Origin of the sequence: Sphingopyxis sp., from assembly GCF_965279755.1 — a bacterium.
Taxonomy (GTDB): Bacteria; Pseudomonadota; Alphaproteobacteria; order Sphingomonadales; family Sphingomonadaceae; genus Sphingopyxis.
Map to the genome: position 1 here is coordinate 1,140,090 of NZ_OZ257261.1, position 18,397 is coordinate 1,158,486.

Sequence of the window (18,397 nt, forward strand, 5' to 3'; positions counted from 1 at the left end):
TCTTGTTTCTATAATTCGGAATTGCCGAACAATGATCCGTATCGAGGGCATCGCCGCATTCGTCGCGACGGTCGAGCAAGGTTCGATCAGCGGCGCCGCGCGCCAGCTTCGTCTGTCGAAATCGGTGGTCAGCGAACGCCTCGCCGAACTCGAACGCTCGCTGGGGAGCGCGCTGCTTCACCGCACCACGCGCCGGCTCAGCCTGACCGAGGACGGTACCGCTTTCCTGCCTCGCGCGCAGCGGATCACCCGCGACGTCACCGAAGCCGCCGCCGACATCGCCGAGCGCCGCGGCACGCTCGCAGGCCCGCTGCGCATCGCCGCGCCGGTTACCTTCGGCCATATGCACCTCGGCCCCGCGCTCTATCCCTTCCTCAAGAGCCATCCCGACATTCAGCTGACGCTCGACCTCGACGACCGCCGCATCGACGTCGCGTCGAGCGGTCATGACGCGATCATCCGGCAGGGCGTGATCGACGACACGCGGCTCGTCGTCTGGAAACTCGCGAAGAGCCGCCGCATCCTGACCGCGTCCGCCGGCTATCTGGCCGAGCATGGCACGCCGGCCTGTCTTCAGGATCTGCAGGGTCACCGCGGTATCTTCTACACCAACCGCGGCGCGAGCGACTGGCACTTCCGCACCGAAAACGGCCCGGTCACGATTCAGGCAAGGCAGGCGCTCGGCGTCAACAATGGCGACATGATCCGCGACGCGGTCGCCGCGGGTCTCGGCATCGCGATGCTCCCTGCCTTCATCGCCGGCCCCGCGATCAAGGCCGGCAAGATCGTCCCTATCCCTCTCGACCTCGCACCCGACGACGAGTGGATCTACATGGCCCACTCGCAGGGCCGCGACCCGTCGGCAAAGCTGCGGGCGCTGAGGGATCATCTGAAGGAAGCGTTCGGCGATCCGCCTTATTGGGAGACCGATTAGTCCGCCGAGTTGGCAGCTCAGGGGTGGGAAGCGGACGTTGACTTGACAGATTAAGAAGCCAATCGTGACGTGATGTTACGTGTCGCCCCGATCTTGCTGCTCGTATGCGCCGCCTGCGGCGTTGTAGAGCAGCCGAAGTCAGCAGACACAGTTGCAGCTTACGAAGTTCCTCTGCCCACGGCTTCCGACAAGCGCCACTTCCTCGCGCTCCTGACCGAGAAAGCCGAGGCTGCTGGCTTCCATGTCGATGCAGCCACCAACGACGAATTAAGGGTGGCGTCCGAAGTGTCGCCTCAAACATTTAGTGCGACCGTTTGGCGCGGGAAAGATGACGACGAACCGATTGCTTCGGCGATGGATTTCCAAGACCGGCTAGGACGAGTGTGGATTTCTTTCTCGCGCGGACAAGACCCGGTTCAGTCGAGCCAGTTCCGGGCGTCGCTAATGCCAGCGATCCAAGATGGTTGGCCGGAAACAGCCTCGCTTCCGATCATGCCGAACGGCAGCATCCCACTGGCCAGTGATTTGGTTCGCACGCCAAATGGCTATGTCGTCGATCCGCTCGCAGCAAAAACGTATGAAGCAAGACGTAGCATAGAACGTCCATAAACGGTCGCTAGCGGCGATCCCCTAAACCGTCCCCTCTTCCCGCTCCGCCTGCTGCCGCGCCCACATGTCGGCATAGAGCCCGCGCATCGCGAGCAACTGGTCGTGCGTCCCCGTTTCGGCGACGCGGCCCTTTTCCAGCACGATGATCCGGTCGGCGTTGACCACCGTCGACAGGCGGTGCGCGATCACCAGGGTCGTGCGGCGCTCGGCGATGCGTTCGAGCGTGTCCTGAATCGCCGCCTCGGTGCGGCTGTCGAGCGCGCTCGTCGCTTCGTCGAGGATCAGGATCGGCGGATTCTTGAGCAACGTGCGCGCGATCGCGACGCGCTGCTTCTCGCCGCCCGACAGCTTCAGCCCGCGCTCGCCGACCTCGGTCTCATAGCCTTGCGGCAATATCGCGATGAAGCCGTCAATCGCGGCGCCCTTCGCGGCGTCGGCAATTTCCCCGACGCTCGCATCGGCGCGGCCATAGGCGATATTATAGCCGATGCTGTCATTGAAGAGCACCGTGTCCTGCGGGACGATACCGATCTCGCCGCGCAGGCTTTTCTGCGTCACCGCCTTGATATCCTGTCCGTCGATCAGCACGCGGCCGCCCTGCGGATCATAGAAACGGAACAGCAGCCGCGCGATCGTCGACTTGCCCGCGCCCGAGGGCCCGACGATTGCCAGCGTCTCGCCCGCGCCGACCGCAAAGCTCACCCCGTTCAGGATCGTGCGGTCGGGTTCGTAGCCAAAGACGATATTCTCGAACGTTACCGCGCCGCCGTTCACCGCCAGCGCCGGCGCGCCCGGCGCGTCGCTGATCTCCGACGGGGTGTCGATCAGGCGGAACATCGCCTCCATGTCGATCAGCCCCTGACGGATCGTGCGATAGACCATGCCGAGCAGGTCGAGCGGGCGGAACAGCTGCGCGAGCAGCGTGTTCACCAGCACCACGTCGCCGACCTTATACTCCCCGATCGACCAGCCCCAGACGGTGTACGCCATCGCCCCCGCCATCGCGGCGTTGGTGATGAAGCTCTGTCCGACGTTAAGCCATGCGAGGCTGTTCTCGCTCTTCACCGCGGCGCGCGCATATTGATCGGCGACATCGCGATACCGCGCAGCCTCGCGCTCCTCGGCGCCGAAATATTTGACCGTCTCGTAATTCAGCAGGCTGTCGACGCTGCGCCCGACGGTCAAAGTGTCGAGATCGTTCATCCGGGTGCGGAGCGCGGTGCGCCAGTCGGTCACCTTGCGCGTGAAGATGATGTAGACGATCACCATCAGCGCGGTCGCACCCGCCAGCCCGGCGCTGAACTTGGTCCAGAAGATCGCGATCACCGCGACCAGTTCGATCAGGGTCGGCGCGATGTTGAAGAGCAGGAAATAAAGCATCGTGTCGATGCTCTTGGTGCCGCGCTCGATCACCTTGGTGACCTCGCCCGTCCGCCGTGCGAGGTGAAAGCGCAGGCTCAGCGCGTGGAGATGGGTAAAGGTCGCAATCGCCAGTTCGCGCGTCGCATCCTGCCCGACCCGCTCGAACACCACGTTGCGCAGATTGTCGAACAGCACCCCGGCAAAGCGCGCGCCGGCATAGGCAAGCACCAGCCCGATCGCGAGCGCGACGCCCTGTTCCATTCCCGGCGCCATGCGGTCGATCGCGGCGCCATAGAGAAAGCCCATCGAGATCTGCACGCCCTTCGACGCGAGCACGATCAGCGCCGCGAGGACGATACGAACCTTCGCCCCCGTCTGCCCCGCGGGCCACAGATAGGGCATGAAGCGCCCGAGCGTCGCCAGGATCGGCGGCTCGCTGCGCTTGTCGATGGTGGTGGAAGTATCAGGCGGCATGCGCGCCCCATGTAGGAGCGATCAGGCCCGACGCCAACCTGCAACGGTTGCGGTGGGGCTCAGCGTCCCTTCGATATTCCCACATGGCGGATGATCCGGTCGATCAGGCGCCGTTCCTCGCTCGTCGGCTCGGTGGGTTCGATCAGCATGTCGTCGGGTTTGCGGCGGCCGAACATCGGGCGCCGGACGGGAAGCATGGGGGAATAACGCATCGGGGGCACGCCTTGCTTGTCGCGGCCGCCCCCCGGCACCGCATAGGGTCTGGTCCCCGCAGCGATCCTCGCGCGCCGGGCCTTACCCAAAGACTAAAAGCTATGGTTACTGCTTCCTTTGCGGAACCGAGAAGGTGCCCGTGACGCGTCCGTTCGTGCCGCCCGTAACCGGATTGCCGTCGGGGCCGCGCGCGGCGCCGCGTCCGTCGACCGTCGCGCGGCCGCTGTTGAGGTCGATCACCAGCCGGCCACCGGTCAGATGATTGCCGCCCTGCTGCAACTGGACGTTGCCGACCATGGTGATCAGCCTTTTGTCGAGGTCATAGATCGCGACATTGCCCTTCGCGGTCTCGTCGCCCTTGTTCACCGTCACGCCGCCGGTCGCGTCGAGCCGGTTGACGTCGGTGCCGCCGGCCCGCGTATAGGCGACGGTCATCCGCGGCGCGCGGACCGTCAGCCCCGCCTGCGTGACCGTCACTCCGCCCGACAGCACGACGCGGTCGGAGCGATCCTGCACCTCGATGCTGCCCGCGTCGAAATCGACCGGCGCATTGCTGTTATGGTTGGCGAGCGCCTGTGCCTGCGCGGGCGTGCCGCCGCTGCCGGTCGCGAGGATCGCCAGGCTGGTGAAGGCGAAACCGGCCCCTGCCAGTGCGACGCTCTTCATTGTCCAAAGCCCCATCATTTCTTCAACGCTCCCTGGTTGATCCTGAGCTTCGCATTGCCTGACAGGCGCACCACGCGCTGGTCGAGGTCGGCCGACAGCTGGTTGGCCGAAAACCGGCCGATGTTCAATGCGCCGTTGACGCCGCCGGTCCCGGCGAGGCTGCGGCTCTTGAGGTCGATCGCGACATTGCTCGCATCGATGGCATAGCCGTCGGCGCTGCGCACCTTGACCGTGCCGGGGACCGACACTTTCTCGGTGTTCATATTATATTGCCCCTCAGCCGCCGCGATCGTTGCGGGGCCGTCCTTCAGGCGGATCGCGCCCGACAGTTGCTGCATCCGCACAATCGGCTCGGCCGAACTCTTCTGCACCGCGCTGCCCGCGAGCAGAGCAAAGGGCTGCCCTTTCGAATCCTGGCCGCGATATTCAGCGCGCGTCACCTTCATCCGCTCCTGTGCCATCTGGACCTTGTCCTTGGCCAGCAGGAAGCTGATTTCGGTTCGCTGGGTGAAGGGTGAAAAGACGAGCACCGCCGCCACGACACCAATCACCAGCGGCAGGCCATAGCGCAGGGTGCGGACGATCCGGTCGTGGCTCGACCCGCTCGCGGCCCACAGGCGGCGCATCGTGCGATCATGGTCAGCGCGTTCGGACATGGTCTAGCTGCGAATCACTCTCGGTTCAGGTGTGCGCGAAGATATCGACCTCGGGCCAGCCCGCGAGGTCGAGCGCCGCGCGCGTCGGCAGGAAATCGAAACAGGATTGCGCAAGGCCGGTACGCCCCTCGCGCGCCAGCCGGACGTCGAGCACCTCTTTCATCGCATGCAGGAAGCGCACATCGCTCGCCGCATAATCGCGCTGCGCGTCCGAAAGTTCCGCCGCGCCCCAGTCGCTCGACTGCTGCTGCTTCGACACGTCCTGCCCCAGAAGTTCGCGCACCAACTCCTTCAGACCGTGGCGGTCGGTATAGGTGCGAACCAGTTTCGAGGCGATCTTGGTGCAATAGACGGGCGCCGTCACAATTCCCATTGCCTGCTGGATCGCGGCAATGTCGAAACGAGCAAAATGGAATATTTTCAACCGGTTGGGATCTGCCAGAACGGCCTTCAAAACCGGCGCGTCATAGGGGCTGCCGGGTTTGAAGCGAACGAGATGCTCGTCGCCCGATCCGTCGCTGATCTGAACGACGCACAGGCGGTCGCGCAGCGGGTTGAGACCCATGGTCTCGGTGTCCACCGCAACGGCGCCCGGACCCAGCGCGCCTTCGGGCAGATCTTCTTCGTGGAAATAGATGCTCATGGCTCTCGCCTTAGGCCAAGCGGGCTTGCCGCTCAATGACTGGATTCGCCAACGCCGCAAAGCCCGCGCGAGCCTGCGGTAAAGCGTGCAAAATTCTGCATCGCTTTCCTGAAATTTTCTGTTCGCAGCTGTGGATAATTAGGTTATATCTTGCGCTGTTTGTGGCACGGGGCGAGTCCGTGCCCGTGGCGAACTGCGTCCCCGTCCGGCGCAAGGAGCCGGGTAAATGGGGTGTGGACGACCGAAAGCGACTATCAGACTATGAGTTTCAACAAGGATCGGCGCGGCCCGCGCGGACGCGGCAAGCGCGATGATTTCGGCAATTTCGACAGCTTCGAACCTGCACCCTATGGCGGCGACAGCTACGGCGGCGGACGTGGCGGCTTCGGCGGCAATGACCGTGGCGGCGGTTTCGGCGGTGGCGAGCGCGGCGGTGGCTTCGGCGGCGGCGATCGTGGCGGTGGCTTCGGCGGCGGCGATCGTGGTGGCTTTGGCGGCGGACGTGGCGGCGGCATGCCCGCGCAGGTCGTCGGCGAAGGCAATGGCACGGTAAAGTTCTTCAACGCGGCAAAGGGCTTCGGCTTCGTCGCGCGTGACGATGGCGGCGAAGACGTGTTCGTGCACATCAGCGCGGTCGAACAGGCCGGCCTTCAGGGTCTCGCCTCGGGCCAGCCGATGGGCTTCACGCTCGTCGAACGCAACGGCAAGGTGTCGGCGATCGATCTGAAGATCGAAGGCGAACCGATGCCGGTCGAGGAATTCGCTCCGCGCCGCGATGACCGCGGTGACCGTCCGGCGCCCGGCGGCGCTCGCGGCCGTCGTCAGCTGACCGGTGAACGCACCTCGGGCACGGTGAAGTTCTTCAACACGACGAAGGGCTTCGGCTTTATCGCCCGCGATGACGGACAGGCCGATGCCTTCGTTCACATCAGCGCTCTGCAGCGCGCCGGCATGGCCGGCCTCAACGAGGGCGACCGCGTCGCTTTCGACATCGAGGTCGACGATCGCGGCAAGTTTGCGGCCGTGAACCTGCAGCCGGAATAAGCGAACCGCTTCGCTGAAAAGAAAAGGGCGTCCTCGGGCGCCCTTTTTGCTTTACGGCACCAGCATCCGCCAGACGGACTTCAATACCCCAGCGTAGCCTCGAGGAACCAGATCCGCTGCTGCGTTTCGTCGGCCCAGCCGTCGACCAGTCCGCTCGTCGCGATATCGCCGTCAGCCTCGGCTGCAGCCTTCACCTCCTTGATCTGCGCGAGCAGCGCCCGGTTGTCGGCGGCGAGCGACTGCACCATCGCATCGGCCTTCACCGAAGCCGCGTCATCGTCACGGATCGACTGGCGGCGCGCGACGTCACCGATCGAACGCAGCGTCGCCGCGCCGTTCTTGCGCACGCGCTCGGCGATCAGGTCGGTCGTCGCAAGGATCTGCGTGGCCTGCTCGTCGAACAGCAGGTGCAGTTCGCAAAAATGCGGTCCCTGGACGTGCCAGTGGTAATTCTTGGTCTTGAGATAGAGCGCAAAACTGTCGGCGAGCAGCGCGTTGAGCGCATCGGCGACGGCAGGCTGGTTGTTCGATGTGTCGGACATGGGAGCATCCTTTCTGTTGCCCCCGCGATATAGGAGGCGAACAGCGCCGGCGCCCATTGAACCATTTGGTCGCTATCATCGACAAAAGCGATGACAGGCGCCCTGTTGAACGATTCCCCCTATAAGCCGAACGCACCCATCGCGGTGCGGATGCCCCACAAGGCCAGAATCGCCGCGCTTGCCCAGCGGATAAACCGCGCCGAGCGCCGTTCGGCTAGCGCGGGCCCGAAGGCGAGGAAAGGCAGCATCGCGACCACCCAGCCGACCATCCCGCCTGCGGCCGCCCAGAGCCCCGCGCCGCTCGTCGCCGCGAGCGCGCCGATCAGGAAATGGCTGCGGTCACCGAACTGTGCGGCGAGCATCCGGCCCGCCAACACTGCTGGCGACGCCTCGGCGACGTTTGCGCCGATCGGACGCATCCGCCACAGCAGCGCGACCGCAGCGGAGAGCATCGCCATTGCCACCAGCAGCGCGACGACGCCCTGCCCGATCAAACGGTTCGCCGCTGCGCCAAACGCCGCGGCGACCAGCGCATTCGCCAGAAACGCACCGAAGACGATGACGGTCACGACCCGCCGGTCGCGGCGTACGCTCAAGAGACCGGAAAGAAAAACTCCCGTGCGCCCGTCGGCATTGGCCAGGGCAACCGCCACAAGGGCAAGCATGATCGCGTCCATGACTGACGGCCTGCGACGTCAGCGCGGCGGCGTCAATGGCCGAGGCGCATGGCGACCGATGCGAGCCACGCTTCCTGCGCGGCGGCCGGCAGCGGCCCGCGCGGCACCGCGACCGCGTCGCTCATCGCATCGAGATAGGTCAGGATCGCCGCCCGATAGCCGCCCGCGGCAACCGCCGATTCAAGCCGGCTCGCGAGGGTCTCGACCGCGCCGAAACCATTGTCGCGTGCGAGACAGCGGATATCGTCGATCCCCTGCACGATCTGCGTCAGCGCGCAATGCGGCAGCGCCTCGGCCAGCGCACCGATCTGGCCGCTGATGCGGTTCTGAATGTCCTGAAAATGGTCGGTATGGATTGCCATCGTCCGCCCCCTCATGTCCCTGAGAGCCCAGGATGCGCCCATATGGTTAACGACCGGTTAGCCGGTCACTATCAGCGCTGGCCGGCCAATCCCGGCTGCTGCTGTTTCATGAGATACATGTCGCGGTCGGCCGCCGCGAGGATTTCGGACTCGGTCGCGCCGGCCATCAGCATCGCGATCCCGAAGCACGCCGACAGCGCGATATCGTGCCCGTCATAGACCGCCGGCGTCGCGCTCAATACATGGCGCAACCGGTTGACCTGAACCCGCGCGCCATCCTCGCTCGACTGGTCCAGGATCAGCCCGAATTCATCGCCCCCGATCCGCGCCGCGACATCGGTCGCGCGGATCGATTCGTCGAGCCGCTTGGCGATCTCCATCAGCGCGAAGTCGCCTGCCGCGTGACCGAAACTGTCGTTGATAAATTTGAGCTGGTTGACGTCGATGAACACCACCGCAGCCGTCTCGGCATGACGCTCGAAGCGCGCGAGCCGCTGGTGGATCGCGGTCAGGAAATAGCGGCGGTTGAACAGAGGGGTCAGCGTGTCGCGCTCGGAGACGCGCTCGAGCTCGGTCACCGCAATCTTCAGGATGCGGTTCTCGCGGCGCAAGGCGTCGCGCTCCCTGCGCAGTTCGCGCAGCTGGTCCTCAATGGAGTCAACGGATGCAAAGCCGGTCCGGTCGACCGCGATCCGTGCCCCCCCTGCGATATCCATTCTCAGTCCCCGAGAGCCCTCGACACCCCGCCGGCCGGATTGCCGACGGCTACACAGGGCGGAACGTTAGACAGGACTTGATACCAATCGGTAAACGCGCGCGCCGAAATGCATCGTCCGGCGCGAGACCTGCCCCGTCGCGGGACAAGCGAAAGCCTGCTTCCATCTGGAGGAAGCAGGCTCTAGGGGGAGGGTCGGCGGCGATTCACCGGTCGCCGGCCGGGCAGGAGGGTGAAAGATGGGCGACGCAGCCCCGCAAGTGGGCGTGATCATGGGCAGCCAGTCCGACTGGCCGACGATGGCGCATGCGGTCCAGATTCTCGAGGAATTCGGCATTGCGCACGAAGTCCATATCGTCTCGGCGCACCGCACCCCCGACCGGCTCGTCGACTATGCGAAGAGCGCCGCGACGCGCGGGCTGAAAGCCATCATCGCAGGCGCCGGCGGCGCCGCGCACCTGCCCGGCATGGTTGCATCGATGACGCGGGTTCCCGTTCTCGGCGTCCCGGTCCAGTCGGCGGCGCTCAGCGGCGTCGACAGCCTCTATTCGATCGTCCAGATGCCCGGCGGCATCCCGGTCGCGACCTTTGCGATCGGCAAGGCGGGCGCAACCAACGCCGGACTGTTCGCCGCCGCTTTGCTCGCCAACAACGACACCGGTCTGGCGACGAAGCTCGACGCCTGGCGCGTGAAGCAGACCGACAGCGTCGCCCCGACGCCCGTCCGCGAGGGCTGACCCCTTGCTGCCACCGGGTTCGACAATCGGTATCCTCGGCGGCGGCCAGCTCGGCCGCATGCTCGCGATCGCTGCCGCGCAGCTCGGCTACAAGGTCCATATCTACGCGCCCGATGCCGAGAGTGTCGCGGCGGAAGTCACCGCGCACCATAGTCAGGCCGCGTGGGACGACGAGCCGCGCCTCGCCGCCTTTGCCGCCGCGTGCGACATCGTGACCTTCGAGTTCGAAAATGTTCCCGTCGACACCGTCCGTTTCCTGTCGGGCCATGTCGCCATCCACCCCGGCGCCCGCGCACTCGAAATCGCGCAGGACCGGCTTGCCGAAAAGAATTTCGTCGCCGCTCTTGGCGGCCGCACCGCGCCCTTCGCAGCCGTCCCCGACCGCGCCGCGCTCGACATCGCACTGGCCGGGATCGGCGCGCCGGCGATCCTCAAGACCGTGCGCATGGGCTATGACGGCAAGGGCCAGGCACGTCTCGCCTCTGCCGCGGACGCCGATACGGCGTGGGAGACGATCGGTCGCCACGCCGCGATCCTCGAAGGCTTCGTCGCGTTCGAGCATGAATTTTCGGTGATCCTCGTCCGCGGCATCGATGGCGAGATCCGCTATTGGGATTCGACGGTCAACGTGCACGAGGGCGGCATCCTCGCGACCGCCAGCCTGCCACCGCCCGCCATCGTGTCGGCGCAACAGGACGAAGCGCGCGCGATGATGGCCGGAATCGCCGACGCGCTCGACTATGTCGGCGTCCTCACTGGCGAATTTTTCGCAACGGATAATGGTCCCATATTCAACGAAATGGCGCCGCGCGTCCATAACAGCGGCCACTGGACGATCGAGGGTGCGGTTGCCAGCCAGTTCGAAAACCACATCCGCGCCATCGCCGGCCTGCCGCTCGGCAGCACCGCAACCCGCGCGCTGCCCGTCGTGATGCGCAACCTGATCGGCGACCAGATCGCGGCGATTCCCGATTTGCTCGCCGACGAAAATTGTCACGTCCACCATTACAGCAAGACCGAAGTCCGCGAAGGCCGCAAACTCGGCCACGCCACATGGGCGGGTGCAGCGCCCGGAGCCTCTCCCGCATGAATCGCCCCGACATCACAATGATTCTCGCGCGCGCGGCCAATGGCGTGATCGGTGCCGACGGCAAGATGCCCTGGCACCTCCCCGCCGATCTTCGCCGCTTCAAACAGCTCACCATGGGCCGGCCGATGATCATGGGGCGCAAGACCTTCGACAGCCTGCCCGCGATCCTCGAAGGGCGCCGGCACATCGTCCTCACCCGCGACACCGAATGGCAGGAGGAGGGCGCAGAGTCCGTCGAGAGCATCGAAGAGGCCCTGAAGCTCGCCAATGCGCCGCAGGTGATGGTGATCGGCGGCGCCGAAATCCATAACCTTTTCCTGCCGCTCGCGACCCGGATCGAACTGACCGAGGTGGCGCTGGAGCCGCAGGGCGACGCCGTGATCGGTTACCCCGACCCCGCCGACTGGCGCGAGGTCGCGCGCGAGGATTATCCGGCCGACGACGCCGGTCGCCCCGCCTACAGCTTCGTCACATTCACCCGCAAAGCGGGATAAGGGGAGAGAAAAGATGCGTCGCTGGCTGATCGGCATCGTCGCGCTGCTGCTGGTTGCAGCCGCAGCTTTCTTCATCTTCGCGCCAGGCATCGTCGAGCGCGGCACGAACAAGATCGACGGCAAACCGCTGCTCACGGTCAGCGATCATGCAAAGACGCTCCACAAGTCGCTCGTGATCGTCGATCTGCACAGCGACAGCCTGCTGTGGAGCCGCAACTTCCTTGACCGCGCCGATCGCGGCCATATGGACCTGCCGCGCCTCGAAGAAGGCAATGTCGCGCTGCAAATATTGTCGAGCACGACCAAATCGCCCAAGGGCCAGAATTACGACGCGAACAGCGGCGACACCGACAATATTACCAGCCTCGTCGTCGCCCAGCTTCAGCCGGTGCGGACATGGAACTCGCTGCTCGAACGCTCGCTCTGGCACGCCGAAAAGCTGCACCGCGCCGCCGCCGCCTCGGCGGGCAAGCTCGTGGCGGTTGCAACCCCGGCCGAACTCGACGCGCTGCTCGCGGCGCGCAAGACGAAGACGCCGCCGCCCGTCGGCGCGATGATGAGCGTCGAGGGGCTCCACAATCTCGAAGGCCGGATCGACAATCTGGGCAAGCTCTACGCCGCCGGCATCCGCATGGCGGGGATCACCCATTTCTTCGACAATGAGTTCGCCGGATCGATGCACGGCCTTAAGAAGGGCGGCCTGACCCCGCTCGGCCGCGAGGTGGTCGCGCGGATGGAAGCGAAGGGCATGATCGTCGACATCGCGCATTGCAGCCACGCCTGCGTCGCCGATATCTTCAAGGTCGCGCGCCGCCCCGTCGTCTCCAGCCATGGCGGGGTGCAGGCGACGTGCAAGGTCAACCGCAACCTCACCGACGACGAGATCCGCGGCGTCGCGGCGACCGGCGGCGTGATCGGCATCGGCTATTGGGACGCGGCGGTGTGCGACACCTCGCCCGCCAGCGTCGCAAAGGCGATGAAGCATGTCCGCGACCTCGTCGGCATCCAGCATGTCGCGCTCGGCAGCGATTACGACGGCGCCACGACGGTGCGCTTCGACACCTCGAAGCTGGTGCAGGTGACCGAGGCGCTTATCGAGGCGGGCTTCACCGACGACGAGATCCGCGCCGCGATGGGTGGCAATGCGATCCGCGTCCTGCGCGCCGGCATCGCCCCGATGGCACCCGCCGCCTCTGCCATGCCGGCAAAATGATCCGCCTCGACGGCCATCTACGGATCGAGGGCGACCTGCGCGGCGGGGTGATCGCGCTCGGCAATTTCGACGGCTTTCACGCCGGGCATCAGGCGGTCGTCGGCCGCGCGGTGCGCCACGCGAAGGACGAGGGCCGCCCGGCGATCGTCGCGACCTTCGACCCGCATCCGGTCCGCTTCTTCAAGCCCGACGTGCCGCCCTTCCGGCTGACCACGCTCGCGCAGCGGATCGAGCTGTTCGGCGCGGCGGGCGCCGATGCGATGCTGGTCCTTCCCTTCGACGCCGCGCTCGCGGCGACGACGGCCGAGGATTTCATCACCGAACTGCTGCTCGATCGCTATGGCGCGGCCGGCGTCGTCACCGGCGCCGACTTCGTTTTCGGCAAGGGCCGCGGCGGCGATGTCGTCACGCTCGCCGATCATGCCCGCCGCCTCGGTTTCTTTACCGAGATGGTCGCCCCCGTCGACGACGCGGCGGAAGTCATCTCGTCGAGCCGCATCCGCGACGCCTTGCGGGCGGGGGACTGCGCGACCGCGACGCGTCTCCTCACCCGCCCCTTCACCGTCCGTAATGTCGTCCAGCACGGCGACAAAAACGGCCGCCTGCTCGGCTTCCCGACCGCGAACCTCGAGATGGGCCATTATCTGCGCCCGCGCTACGGCATCTATGCCGTCACCGGCCGACTGCCTGACGGCCGCGTGCTCAAGGGCGCGGCAAACCTCGGCATCCGCCCCAGCTTCGACCCGCCCAAGGAATTGCTCGAACCGCATTTCTTCGACTTCGCCGAAGACCTCTACGGGCAGGAAATCGACGTCGCCTTCCACGCCTTCATTCGCCCCGAGGCGAAGTTCGACAGCATGGACGCTCTGATGGCGCAGATTGCCGCCGACTGCGACGAGGCGCGCGCATTGCTGGCGCGTCTGTGACCGACGACTGGGCCACCGCGCTCGAAGGCCCACCGAAAAAGCCGATGCGTCGCGGCACCAAAATCGCACTCTGGCTCTTCGCCGCGCTCGTCGCCTGGCTCACCCTCAGCAACGCCAGCTTCCTGGCGCCCTCACCCGAAGGCAAGCCGAAGCTGATCGCGCACCGCGGCGTCTATCACCTCTATGACAAGCGCGCCGCGAAGGGCCGCGACACCTGCACCGCCGCGCACGCCCGGCCGCCCGATCATCAGGTGTTCGAGAATACCCCCGATTCGATGCGCTGGGCGGTCGGGCTGGGCGCTAACATGGTCGAGGTCGACGTGTCGCCGACGAAGGACGGCCGCATGGTCCTGTTCCACGACTGGACCGTCGACTGCCGCACCGACGGCCATGGCGAGACGCGCGACCTCACCCTGGCACAGCTCAAGGCGCTCGACATCGGCTATGGCTACACCGCCGACGGCGGCAAGACCTTCCCCTTGCGCGGCAAGGGCATCGGCAAGATGCCGACCGTCGAGGAAGGCCTCGCGGCGCTCCCCGTCCACCCCATCCTCTTCAACTTCAAGTCGCGCAATCCGGCCGAAGCCGACCAGCTTTTCGCGATTCTGAAAGCCGCCGGCCGCGACAGCGCGAAAATCGGCGATGCCTTCTACGGCGACGGCGCGCCGGTGAAGCGGATGCGGCAGCTGCTGCCCCACAACTGGTCGTTCGATCTGAAGCGCGAGACGAAGGCCTGCACCAAGGACTATGTTCTCTACGGCTGGACCGGCATCGTTCCCGAAAGCTGCCGGAACGGCGTGATCGCGATCCCGGTCAACTATCAATGGGCCTTCTGGGGCTGGCCCGACCGGCTGATCCAGCGGATGGACGGCGTCGGCGCGCGCGTGATTGTCCTCGGCCCCTATGAAAGCGGCAAGTCGAACGAGGGTCTGACGACGCCGCAGCAACTCGCCAAAGTGCCCGCCAGCTTCAATGGCTATATCTGGGTCGAAGACATCCGCGCCGTCGGCCCGGCCCTCCGCCCGCGTCAGAAATAGCCGCAGCCGAAGGTTTGCTCCTACGCGAATCTGCGCTAAGCGGCCGCCCATGACCGAGAGCACGCCCGCCGCCGAACAGCGCGATTACCGCGACACCGTCTTCCTGCCCAAGACCGACTTCCCGATGAAGGCCGGCCTGCCGCAGAAGGAGCCGCAGATTCTCGCCAAATGGATCGCGGGCGATCTCGAGGCCCAGATTCGCGAAAGCCGCAAGGGCCGCGAGCAGTTCATCCTCCACGACGGCCCGCCCTATGCCAACGGCGACATGCACATCGGCCATGCGCTCAACCATATCCTGAAAGACATGGTCGTCCGCACCCAGACGCTGAAGGGCAAGGACGCGCCATATGTGCCCGGCTGGGACTGCCACGGCCTGCCCATCGAGTGGAAAGTCGAGGAGCAGTATCGCAAGAAGAAGCTGAACAAGGACGAGGTTCCGGTCGAGGAATTCCGCGCCGAATGCCGCGCCTATGCGCAGCATTGGGTCGACACCCAGCGCGAGCAGCTGAAGCGCCTCGGCATCGGCGGCGACTGGGACCATCCGTATCTGACGATGGATTATGAGGCCGAGGCGACGATCGTGCGCGAACTGCTGAAGTTCGCCGCCAACGACATGCTCTATCGCGGCGCCAAGCCGGTGATGTGGTCGCCAGTCGAAAAGACCGCGCTCGCCGAGGCCGAGGTCGAATATGAGGATATCGTCTCGACGCAAATCGATGTCGCGTTCGAGATCGTAGAAACCAAGTCGCCTGCGATCCAAGCCTTGCTCGACAAAGGACACCTCAAAACCTTTGCCGTAATCTGGACGACCACGCCCTGGACAATCCCGGTGAACCAAGCTTTGGCCTATGGTCCCGATGTGAACTACGTCCTCATTCCCGAAGGAGGAACCGTAAACACATATCTGGTTGCCGAGCCGCTCGCCGCCGACTTTATGAAGCGGTGTGGAGATCAGCATCGCGGCATCTTTTCGTCCCATGAAGGCGAGTGGGAGGTCGTTAAAGGCTCCGACCTCGCAGGCACCATCGCCCGCCACCCGATGCACGCGCTCGGCGGCTTCTTCGCGCGCCCGCGTCCCTTCCTCGCGGGCGATTTCGTCACCACCGACAGCGGCACCGGGCTCGTCCATATGTCGCCCGACCATGGCGAGGACGACTTCGACCTCTGCAAGGCGAACGGCATCGACCCCGTTTTCGCGGTCGAGGGCGACGGCAAGTACCGCGCCGACTGGGGCTGGCTCGGCGGACAAGGCTCGGTCATCAACCCCAAGTTCAACGCCCCCGACGGCCCGATCTGTTCGGACCTCCGCGAAGCCGGCGCGCTGCTCGCCGCCAGCGCCGATTACAAGCACAGCTATCCGCACAGCTGGCGCTCGAAGGCCAAGGTCATCTATCGCTGCACCCCGCAATGGTTCGTGCCGATGGACAAGGTCATGACGCACATCGAACCCAAGACCCCGCGCGAAAAGCGCTGGGAGAATGAGGGCGGCGCGATCAACCCGCATGAAGAGGATCTCTGCGACGCGCCGACCTTGCGGCAGGCGGCGATGCAGGCGATCGACGACACGCGCTTCGTCCCCGCCAAGGGCCGCAACCGCATCGGGTCGATGGTCGAGGGCCGTCCCGACTGGGTGCTCAGCCGCCAGCGCGCATGGGGCGTGCCGATCACGCTCTTCGTCGACCGCAAGACCGGCCAGTACCTCAACGACCCGGTCGTCAACGACCGCATCGTCGCGGCCGTCCGCGAAGGCGGCGTCGACGCATGGAACGATGCGCGCGCGCAGGAATATCTCGGCGATACGTATAACACCGCCGATTACGAGCGCATCGTCGACATCCTCGACGTCTGGTTCGATTCGGGCTGCACCCACGCCTTCGTCCTCGAAAGCGGCCGCTGGCCCGCGCTCGTCCGCCACGACGGCGGCACGCACAGCGCCGACCTGTATCTCGAGGGCAGCGACCAGCATCGCGGCTGGTTCCAGTCGTCGCTGCTCGAAAGCTGCGGCACGCGCGGACAGGCGCCGTACAAGGCGGTCCTGACCCACGGCTTCACGATGGACAGCAAGGGCTTCAAACAGTCGAAGTCGCTCGGCAACACGACCGATCCGGTCAAGGTGATGGAAACCAACGGCGCCGACATCATCCGCCTGTGGGCGCTGTCGGTCGACTTCACCGAGGACCACCGCATCGGCGACGAGATATTGAAGGGCGTCGCCGACCAGTATCGCAAGCTCCGCAACACCTTCCGCTACCTGCTCGGCGCGCTCGACGGGTTTACGGAAGAGGAGCGCATCGCCGACGTCGCGGCGATGCCCGAACTCGAACGCTATATGCTCAGCCTGCTCGCCGATCTCGACGCGAAGATGGGCCAAGCGGTCGATGATTTCGACTTCAACAGCTACACGCGCCTGCTGTCCGATTTCTGCAACGAGGATCTGTCGGCCTTCTATTTCGACATCCGCAAGGACGTCCTCTACTGCGACCTCGGCCCCGCCGCGCCGCTCGGCACCGACACGCGCCGCGCGTATCGCAGCGTGCTCGATGTGCTCTTCCACGCGCTCGTCCGCTACGCGACCCCGGTTCTGGTCTTCACCGCCGAGGAAGTCTGGGGCACGCGTTACCCCGAAGCCGGTTCGGTCCATCTCCTCGAATGGCCGAGTGTCGACGCGGCATGGAATGACGCCGCACTCGCGACCAAGTGGGCGGGCGTCCGCGTTCAGCGTGAAGCCGTGACCGAGGCGATCGAGCCCTATCGCCGCGAAAAGACGATCCGTTCAAGCCTTGAGGCCGAGGTGACGATCCCTGATCCGGCGCTCGATCCGGCGGCGCTCGAAGAGGTGTTCATCGTGTCGGTCGCACGCGCGGGCGACGAGCTCACCGTCACCCGCACAGAAAACCACAAATGCGGCCGTTGCTGGCGCCATCTGCCCGAGGTGACCGAGGACGGCAGCTTGTGCAATCGCTGCGAGACGGTATTGGACGCATGATGAGCAAGCGTTCTCCTCATCTCGGCTTCGGCCTCCTCGTCGCGGCGGTCGCCTTCATCCTCGACCAGATCGCCAAATGGATCGTCACCGTCCCGCTGTCGCTCGAGGCCAAGCCCGGCGGGTCGATCAGGATCTTCTCCTTCTTCAACGTCACCTGGGCGGAGAATTGCGGCATTTCGCTGTCGATGTTCTCGAACTGCAACGACACCACGCGCTGGACGCTCGTCGCGGTCACCGCGATCGTCGCGCTCGCCGTCGCTTTCTGGATGACGCGCGAAAAGGCGAAGGGCGACGTGATCGCGCTCGCACTGATTCTGGGCGGCGCGATCGGCAATATCGTCGACCGCGTGCGGCTCGGCTATGTCGTCGACTATGCCGATCTGCACATCGGCGGCTTCCGTCCCTTCATGATCTTCAACGTCGCCGATGCGTGCATCACGATCGGCGTGCTTTTGCTGGTTGCGCGCGCGCTGCTCTTGGGCGAAAAGGCCGGGAACGCGGACGCCAAACCGTCCGCCGGGTAAACGGGGCGAATTGGGAGTATTTTGTAAAGTGAACCGGACCACCGCCATCCTCGCCGCCTCGATTCTCGCGACGACGCTGTCTGCCTGCGGGTCAAACAGCCTGTTCAGCCGCGACCGTCCCGACGAATTCGCCGTGTCGCGTCAGGCCCCGCTCGTCGTGCCGCCCGACTATGCGCTCACCCCGCCGGCCCCCGGCGCCGCGCGCCCGGGCAATGAAACGACCGCGCAGCAAACGCTGAAGGCGCTCTTCGGCGGCGACGCAGTGCGCAGCCCCTCCGAAACCTCGCTCATCGGCCGCGCCGACGGCCAGCGCGCCGACCCCGGCATCCGCAGCAGCGTCGGCAGCCCCGACACGCAGGTCGTCGACAAGGGCCTGATCACCCGCGACATCATCTTCGCCCCCGAAGGCGACGGCCGCGACGCAAGCGCCGCGATCCCCACCGCCTGATCGCACAGATATAATCGGAAACAACGGCCCGGCTTTCCGGGCCGT

Annotated in this window: 21 protein-coding genes; 12 read left to right on the forward strand and 9 right to left on the reverse strand. The window is 65.6% G+C overall.

Annotation, left to right across the window (positions count from 1 at the left end; all coding sequences use genetic code 11):
* Positions 1–31 precede the first annotated feature (31 nt).
* Positions 32–934, forward strand: a complete 903-nt coding sequence (locus tag ACQY80_RS05580) for a LysR family transcriptional regulator (protein WP_428684452.1) — start codon at positions 32–34, stop codon at positions 932–934.
* Between the two features lie 72 nt (positions 935–1,006).
* Entirely contained in the window at positions 1,007–1,543 is a 537-nt protein-coding gene (locus ACQY80_RS05585; protein WP_428684454.1) for a hypothetical protein, read from the forward strand.
* 21 nt (positions 1,544–1,564) lie between these two features.
* Here the strand turns inward: ACQY80_RS05585 and ACQY80_RS05590 are convergent, their stop codons facing one another.
* The 5 genes from ACQY80_RS05590 to ACQY80_RS05610 all read right to left on the reverse strand — a co-directional run bounded on the left by ACQY80_RS05590 (position 1,565) and on the right by ACQY80_RS05610 (position 5,557).
* A complete protein-coding gene (locus tag ACQY80_RS05590) occupies positions 1,565–3,379 on the reverse strand; it encodes an ABCB family ABC transporter ATP-binding protein/permease (protein ID WP_428684456.1) in 1,815 nt (604 codons plus the stop codon).
* A 59-nt stretch (positions 3,380–3,438) separates the two neighbouring features.
* Complete coding sequence (locus tag ACQY80_RS05595) at positions 3,439–3,591, reverse strand: hypothetical protein (RefSeq protein WP_428684458.1); 153 nt, start codon at positions 3,589–3,591, stop codon at positions 3,439–3,441.
* Between the two features lie 106 nt (positions 3,592–3,697).
* Positions 3,698–4,258, reverse strand: a complete 561-nt coding sequence (locus ACQY80_RS05600; RefSeq protein ID WP_428684460.1) for an LptA/OstA family protein — start codon at positions 4,256–4,258, stop codon at positions 3,698–3,700.
* 14 nt (positions 4,259–4,272) lie between these two features.
* Positions 4,273–4,914, reverse strand: coding sequence for an LPS export ABC transporter periplasmic protein LptC (gene lptC / locus ACQY80_RS05605; RefSeq protein WP_428684462.1), 642 nt, complete (start codon positions 4,912–4,914; stop codon positions 4,273–4,275).
* Between the two features lie 25 nt (positions 4,915–4,939).
* Positions 4,940–5,557 carry a ribonuclease D gene (locus ACQY80_RS05610; protein ID WP_428684464.1) on the reverse strand — a complete coding sequence of 206 codons (618 nt, stop codon included), beginning with the start codon at positions 5,555–5,557 and terminating at the stop codon, positions 4,940–4,942.
* 261 nt (positions 5,558–5,818) lie between these two features.
* Here ACQY80_RS05610 and ACQY80_RS05615 point away from each other — a divergent pair, with 261 nt between their 5' ends.
* Entirely contained in the window at positions 5,819–6,601 is a 783-nt protein-coding gene (locus tag ACQY80_RS05615; protein WP_428685765.1) for a cold-shock protein, read from the forward strand.
* 80 nt (positions 6,602–6,681) lie between these two features.
* Here ACQY80_RS05615 and ACQY80_RS05620 read toward each other — a convergent pair whose 3' ends face one another.
* The 4 genes from ACQY80_RS05620 to ACQY80_RS05635 form a co-directional block, all read right to left on the reverse strand.
* Positions 6,682–7,143: a Dps family protein gene (locus tag ACQY80_RS05620; protein WP_428684466.1), complete on the reverse strand. Its 462-nt coding sequence runs from the start codon at positions 7,141–7,143 to the stop codon at positions 6,682–6,684.
* A 119-nt stretch (positions 7,144–7,262) separates the two neighbouring features.
* Positions 7,263–7,808 carry a TMEM165/GDT1 family protein gene (locus tag ACQY80_RS05625; protein ID WP_428684468.1) on the reverse strand — a complete coding sequence of 182 codons (546 nt, stop codon included), beginning with the start codon at positions 7,806–7,808 and terminating at the stop codon, positions 7,263–7,265.
* Positions 7,809–7,852: 44 nt separating this feature from the next.
* Positions 7,853–8,182, reverse strand: a complete 330-nt coding sequence (locus ACQY80_RS05630; RefSeq protein ID WP_428684470.1) for a hypothetical protein — start codon at positions 8,180–8,182, stop codon at positions 7,853–7,855.
* 71 nt (positions 8,183–8,253) lie between these two features.
* The gene (locus ACQY80_RS05635) at positions 8,254–8,898 is read right to left on the reverse strand and encodes a diguanylate cyclase (RefSeq protein ID WP_428684472.1); all 645 of its coding nucleotides are present in this window, start codon (positions 8,896–8,898) and stop codon (positions 8,254–8,256) included.
* Between the two features lie 238 nt (positions 8,899–9,136).
* Here ACQY80_RS05635 and purE point away from each other — a divergent pair, with 238 nt between their 5' ends.
* The 9 genes from purE to ACQY80_RS05680 are packed head-to-tail and all read left to right on the forward strand — an operon-like array spanning position 9,137 to position 18,352.
* Positions 9,137–9,634 carry a 5-(carboxyamino)imidazole ribonucleotide mutase gene (gene purE, locus ACQY80_RS05640; protein ID WP_428684474.1) on the forward strand — a complete coding sequence of 166 codons (498 nt, stop codon included), beginning with the start codon at positions 9,137–9,139 and terminating at the stop codon, positions 9,632–9,634.
* 4 nt (positions 9,635–9,638) lie between these two features.
* Positions 9,639–10,724 (forward strand): 5-(carboxyamino)imidazole ribonucleotide synthase, encoded by a 1,086-nt coding sequence (locus ACQY80_RS05645; RefSeq protein ID WP_428684476.1) that lies wholly within the window; start codon positions 9,639–9,641, stop codon positions 10,722–10,724.
* Positions 10,721–11,218: a dihydrofolate reductase gene (locus ACQY80_RS05650; RefSeq protein ID WP_428684478.1), complete on the forward strand. Its 498-nt coding sequence runs from the start codon at positions 10,721–10,723 to the stop codon at positions 11,216–11,218. The genes ACQY80_RS05645 and ACQY80_RS05650 overlap by 4 nt, the downstream gene beginning before the upstream one ends.
* 13 nt (positions 11,219–11,231) lie before the next feature.
* Positions 11,232–12,431 (forward strand): dipeptidase, encoded by a 1,200-nt coding sequence (locus ACQY80_RS05655; RefSeq protein WP_428684480.1) that lies wholly within the window; start codon positions 11,232–11,234, stop codon positions 12,429–12,431.
* The gene (locus tag ACQY80_RS05660) at positions 12,428–13,357 is read left to right on the forward strand and encodes a bifunctional riboflavin kinase/FAD synthetase (RefSeq protein WP_428684482.1); all 930 of its coding nucleotides are present in this window, start codon (positions 12,428–12,430) and stop codon (positions 13,355–13,357) included. The genes ACQY80_RS05655 and ACQY80_RS05660 overlap by 4 nt, the downstream gene beginning before the upstream one ends.
* On the forward strand, positions 13,354–14,394 hold the full coding sequence (locus ACQY80_RS05665) for a glycerophosphodiester phosphodiesterase family protein (RefSeq protein ID WP_428684484.1): 1,041 nt from the start codon (positions 13,354–13,356) through the stop codon (positions 14,392–14,394). The genes ACQY80_RS05660 and ACQY80_RS05665 overlap by 4 nt, the downstream gene beginning before the upstream one ends.
* Before the next feature lie 49 nt (positions 14,395–14,443).
* Positions 14,444–17,380 carry an isoleucine--tRNA ligase gene (ileS, locus tag ACQY80_RS05670; RefSeq protein WP_428684486.1) on the forward strand — a complete coding sequence of 979 codons (2,937 nt, stop codon included), beginning with the start codon at positions 14,444–14,446 and terminating at the stop codon, positions 17,378–17,380.
* A complete protein-coding gene (lspA, locus tag ACQY80_RS05675; RefSeq protein ID WP_428684488.1) occupies positions 17,377–17,904 on the forward strand; it encodes a signal peptidase II in 528 nt (175 codons plus the stop codon). Before ileS ends, lspA begins: the two co-directional genes overlap by 4 nt.
* 28 nt (positions 17,905–17,932) lie before the next feature.
* Positions 17,933–18,352 carry a DUF3035 domain-containing protein gene (locus ACQY80_RS05680; protein ID WP_428684489.1) on the forward strand — a complete coding sequence of 140 codons (420 nt, stop codon included), beginning with the start codon at positions 17,933–17,935 and terminating at the stop codon, positions 18,350–18,352.
* The last annotated feature ends 45 nt before the right edge of the window (positions 18,353–18,397 follow it).

Bases quoted from the DNA above. Each gene is read 5' to 3' on its own strand.
- ACQY80_RS05655 (WP_428684480.1), top strand. From the start codon at position 11,232: ATGCGTCGCTGGCTGATCGGCATCGTCGCGCTGCTGCTGGTTGCAGCC.
- ileS (WP_428684486.1), top strand. From the start codon at position 14,444: ATGACCGAGAGCACGCCCGCCGCCGAACAGCGCGATTACCGCGACACC.
- ACQY80_RS05600 (WP_428684460.1), bottom strand. From the start codon at position 4,258: ATGAAGAGCGTCGCACTGGCAGGGGCCGGTTTCGCCTTCACCAGCCTG.
- lspA (WP_428684488.1), top strand. From the start codon at position 17,377: ATGATGAGCAAGCGTTCTCCTCATCTCGGCTTCGGCCTCCTCGTCGCG.
- ACQY80_RS05580 (WP_428684452.1), top strand. From the start codon at position 32: ATGATCCGTATCGAGGGCATCGCCGCATTCGTCGCGACGGTCGAGCAA.
- ACQY80_RS05625 (WP_428684468.1), bottom strand. From the start codon at position 7,808: ATGCTTGCCCTTGTGGCGGTTGCCCTGGCCAATGCCGACGGGCGCACG.
- ACQY80_RS05660 (WP_428684482.1), top strand. From the start codon at position 12,428: ATGATCCGCCTCGACGGCCATCTACGGATCGAGGGCGACCTGCGCGGC.
- purE (WP_428684474.1), top strand. From the start codon at position 9,137: ATGGGCGACGCAGCCCCGCAAGTGGGCGTGATCATGGGCAGCCAGTCC.
- ACQY80_RS05635 (WP_428684472.1), bottom strand. From the start codon at position 8,898: ATGGATATCGCAGGGGGGGCACGGATCGCGGTCGACCGGACCGGCTTT.
- ACQY80_RS05650 (WP_428684478.1), top strand. From the start codon at position 10,721: ATGAATCGCCCCGACATCACAATGATTCTCGCGCGCGCGGCCAATGGC.
- ACQY80_RS05590 (WP_428684456.1), bottom strand. From the start codon at position 3,379: ATGCCGCCTGATACTTCCACCACCATCGACAAGCGCAGCGAGCCGCCG.
- lptC (WP_428684462.1), bottom strand. From the start codon at position 4,914: ATGTCCGAACGCGCTGACCATGATCGCACGATGCGCCGCCTGTGGGCC.
- ACQY80_RS05630 (WP_428684470.1), bottom strand. From the start codon at position 8,182: ATGGCAATCCATACCGACCATTTTCAGGACATTCAGAACCGCATCAGC.
- ACQY80_RS05585 (WP_428684454.1), top strand. From the start codon at position 1,007: ATGTTACGTGTCGCCCCGATCTTGCTGCTCGTATGCGCCGCCTGCGGC.
- ACQY80_RS05620 (WP_428684466.1), bottom strand. From the start codon at position 7,143: ATGTCCGACACATCGAACAACCAGCCTGCCGTCGCCGATGCGCTCAAC.
- ACQY80_RS05610 (WP_428684464.1), bottom strand. From the start codon at position 5,557: ATGAGCATCTATTTCCACGAAGAAGATCTGCCCGAAGGCGCGCTGGGT.
- ACQY80_RS05615 (WP_428685765.1), top strand. From the start codon at position 5,819: ATGAGTTTCAACAAGGATCGGCGCGGCCCGCGCGGACGCGGCAAGCGC.
- ACQY80_RS05595 (WP_428684458.1), bottom strand. From the start codon at position 3,591: ATGCGTTATTCCCCCATGCTTCCCGTCCGGCGCCCGATGTTCGGCCGC.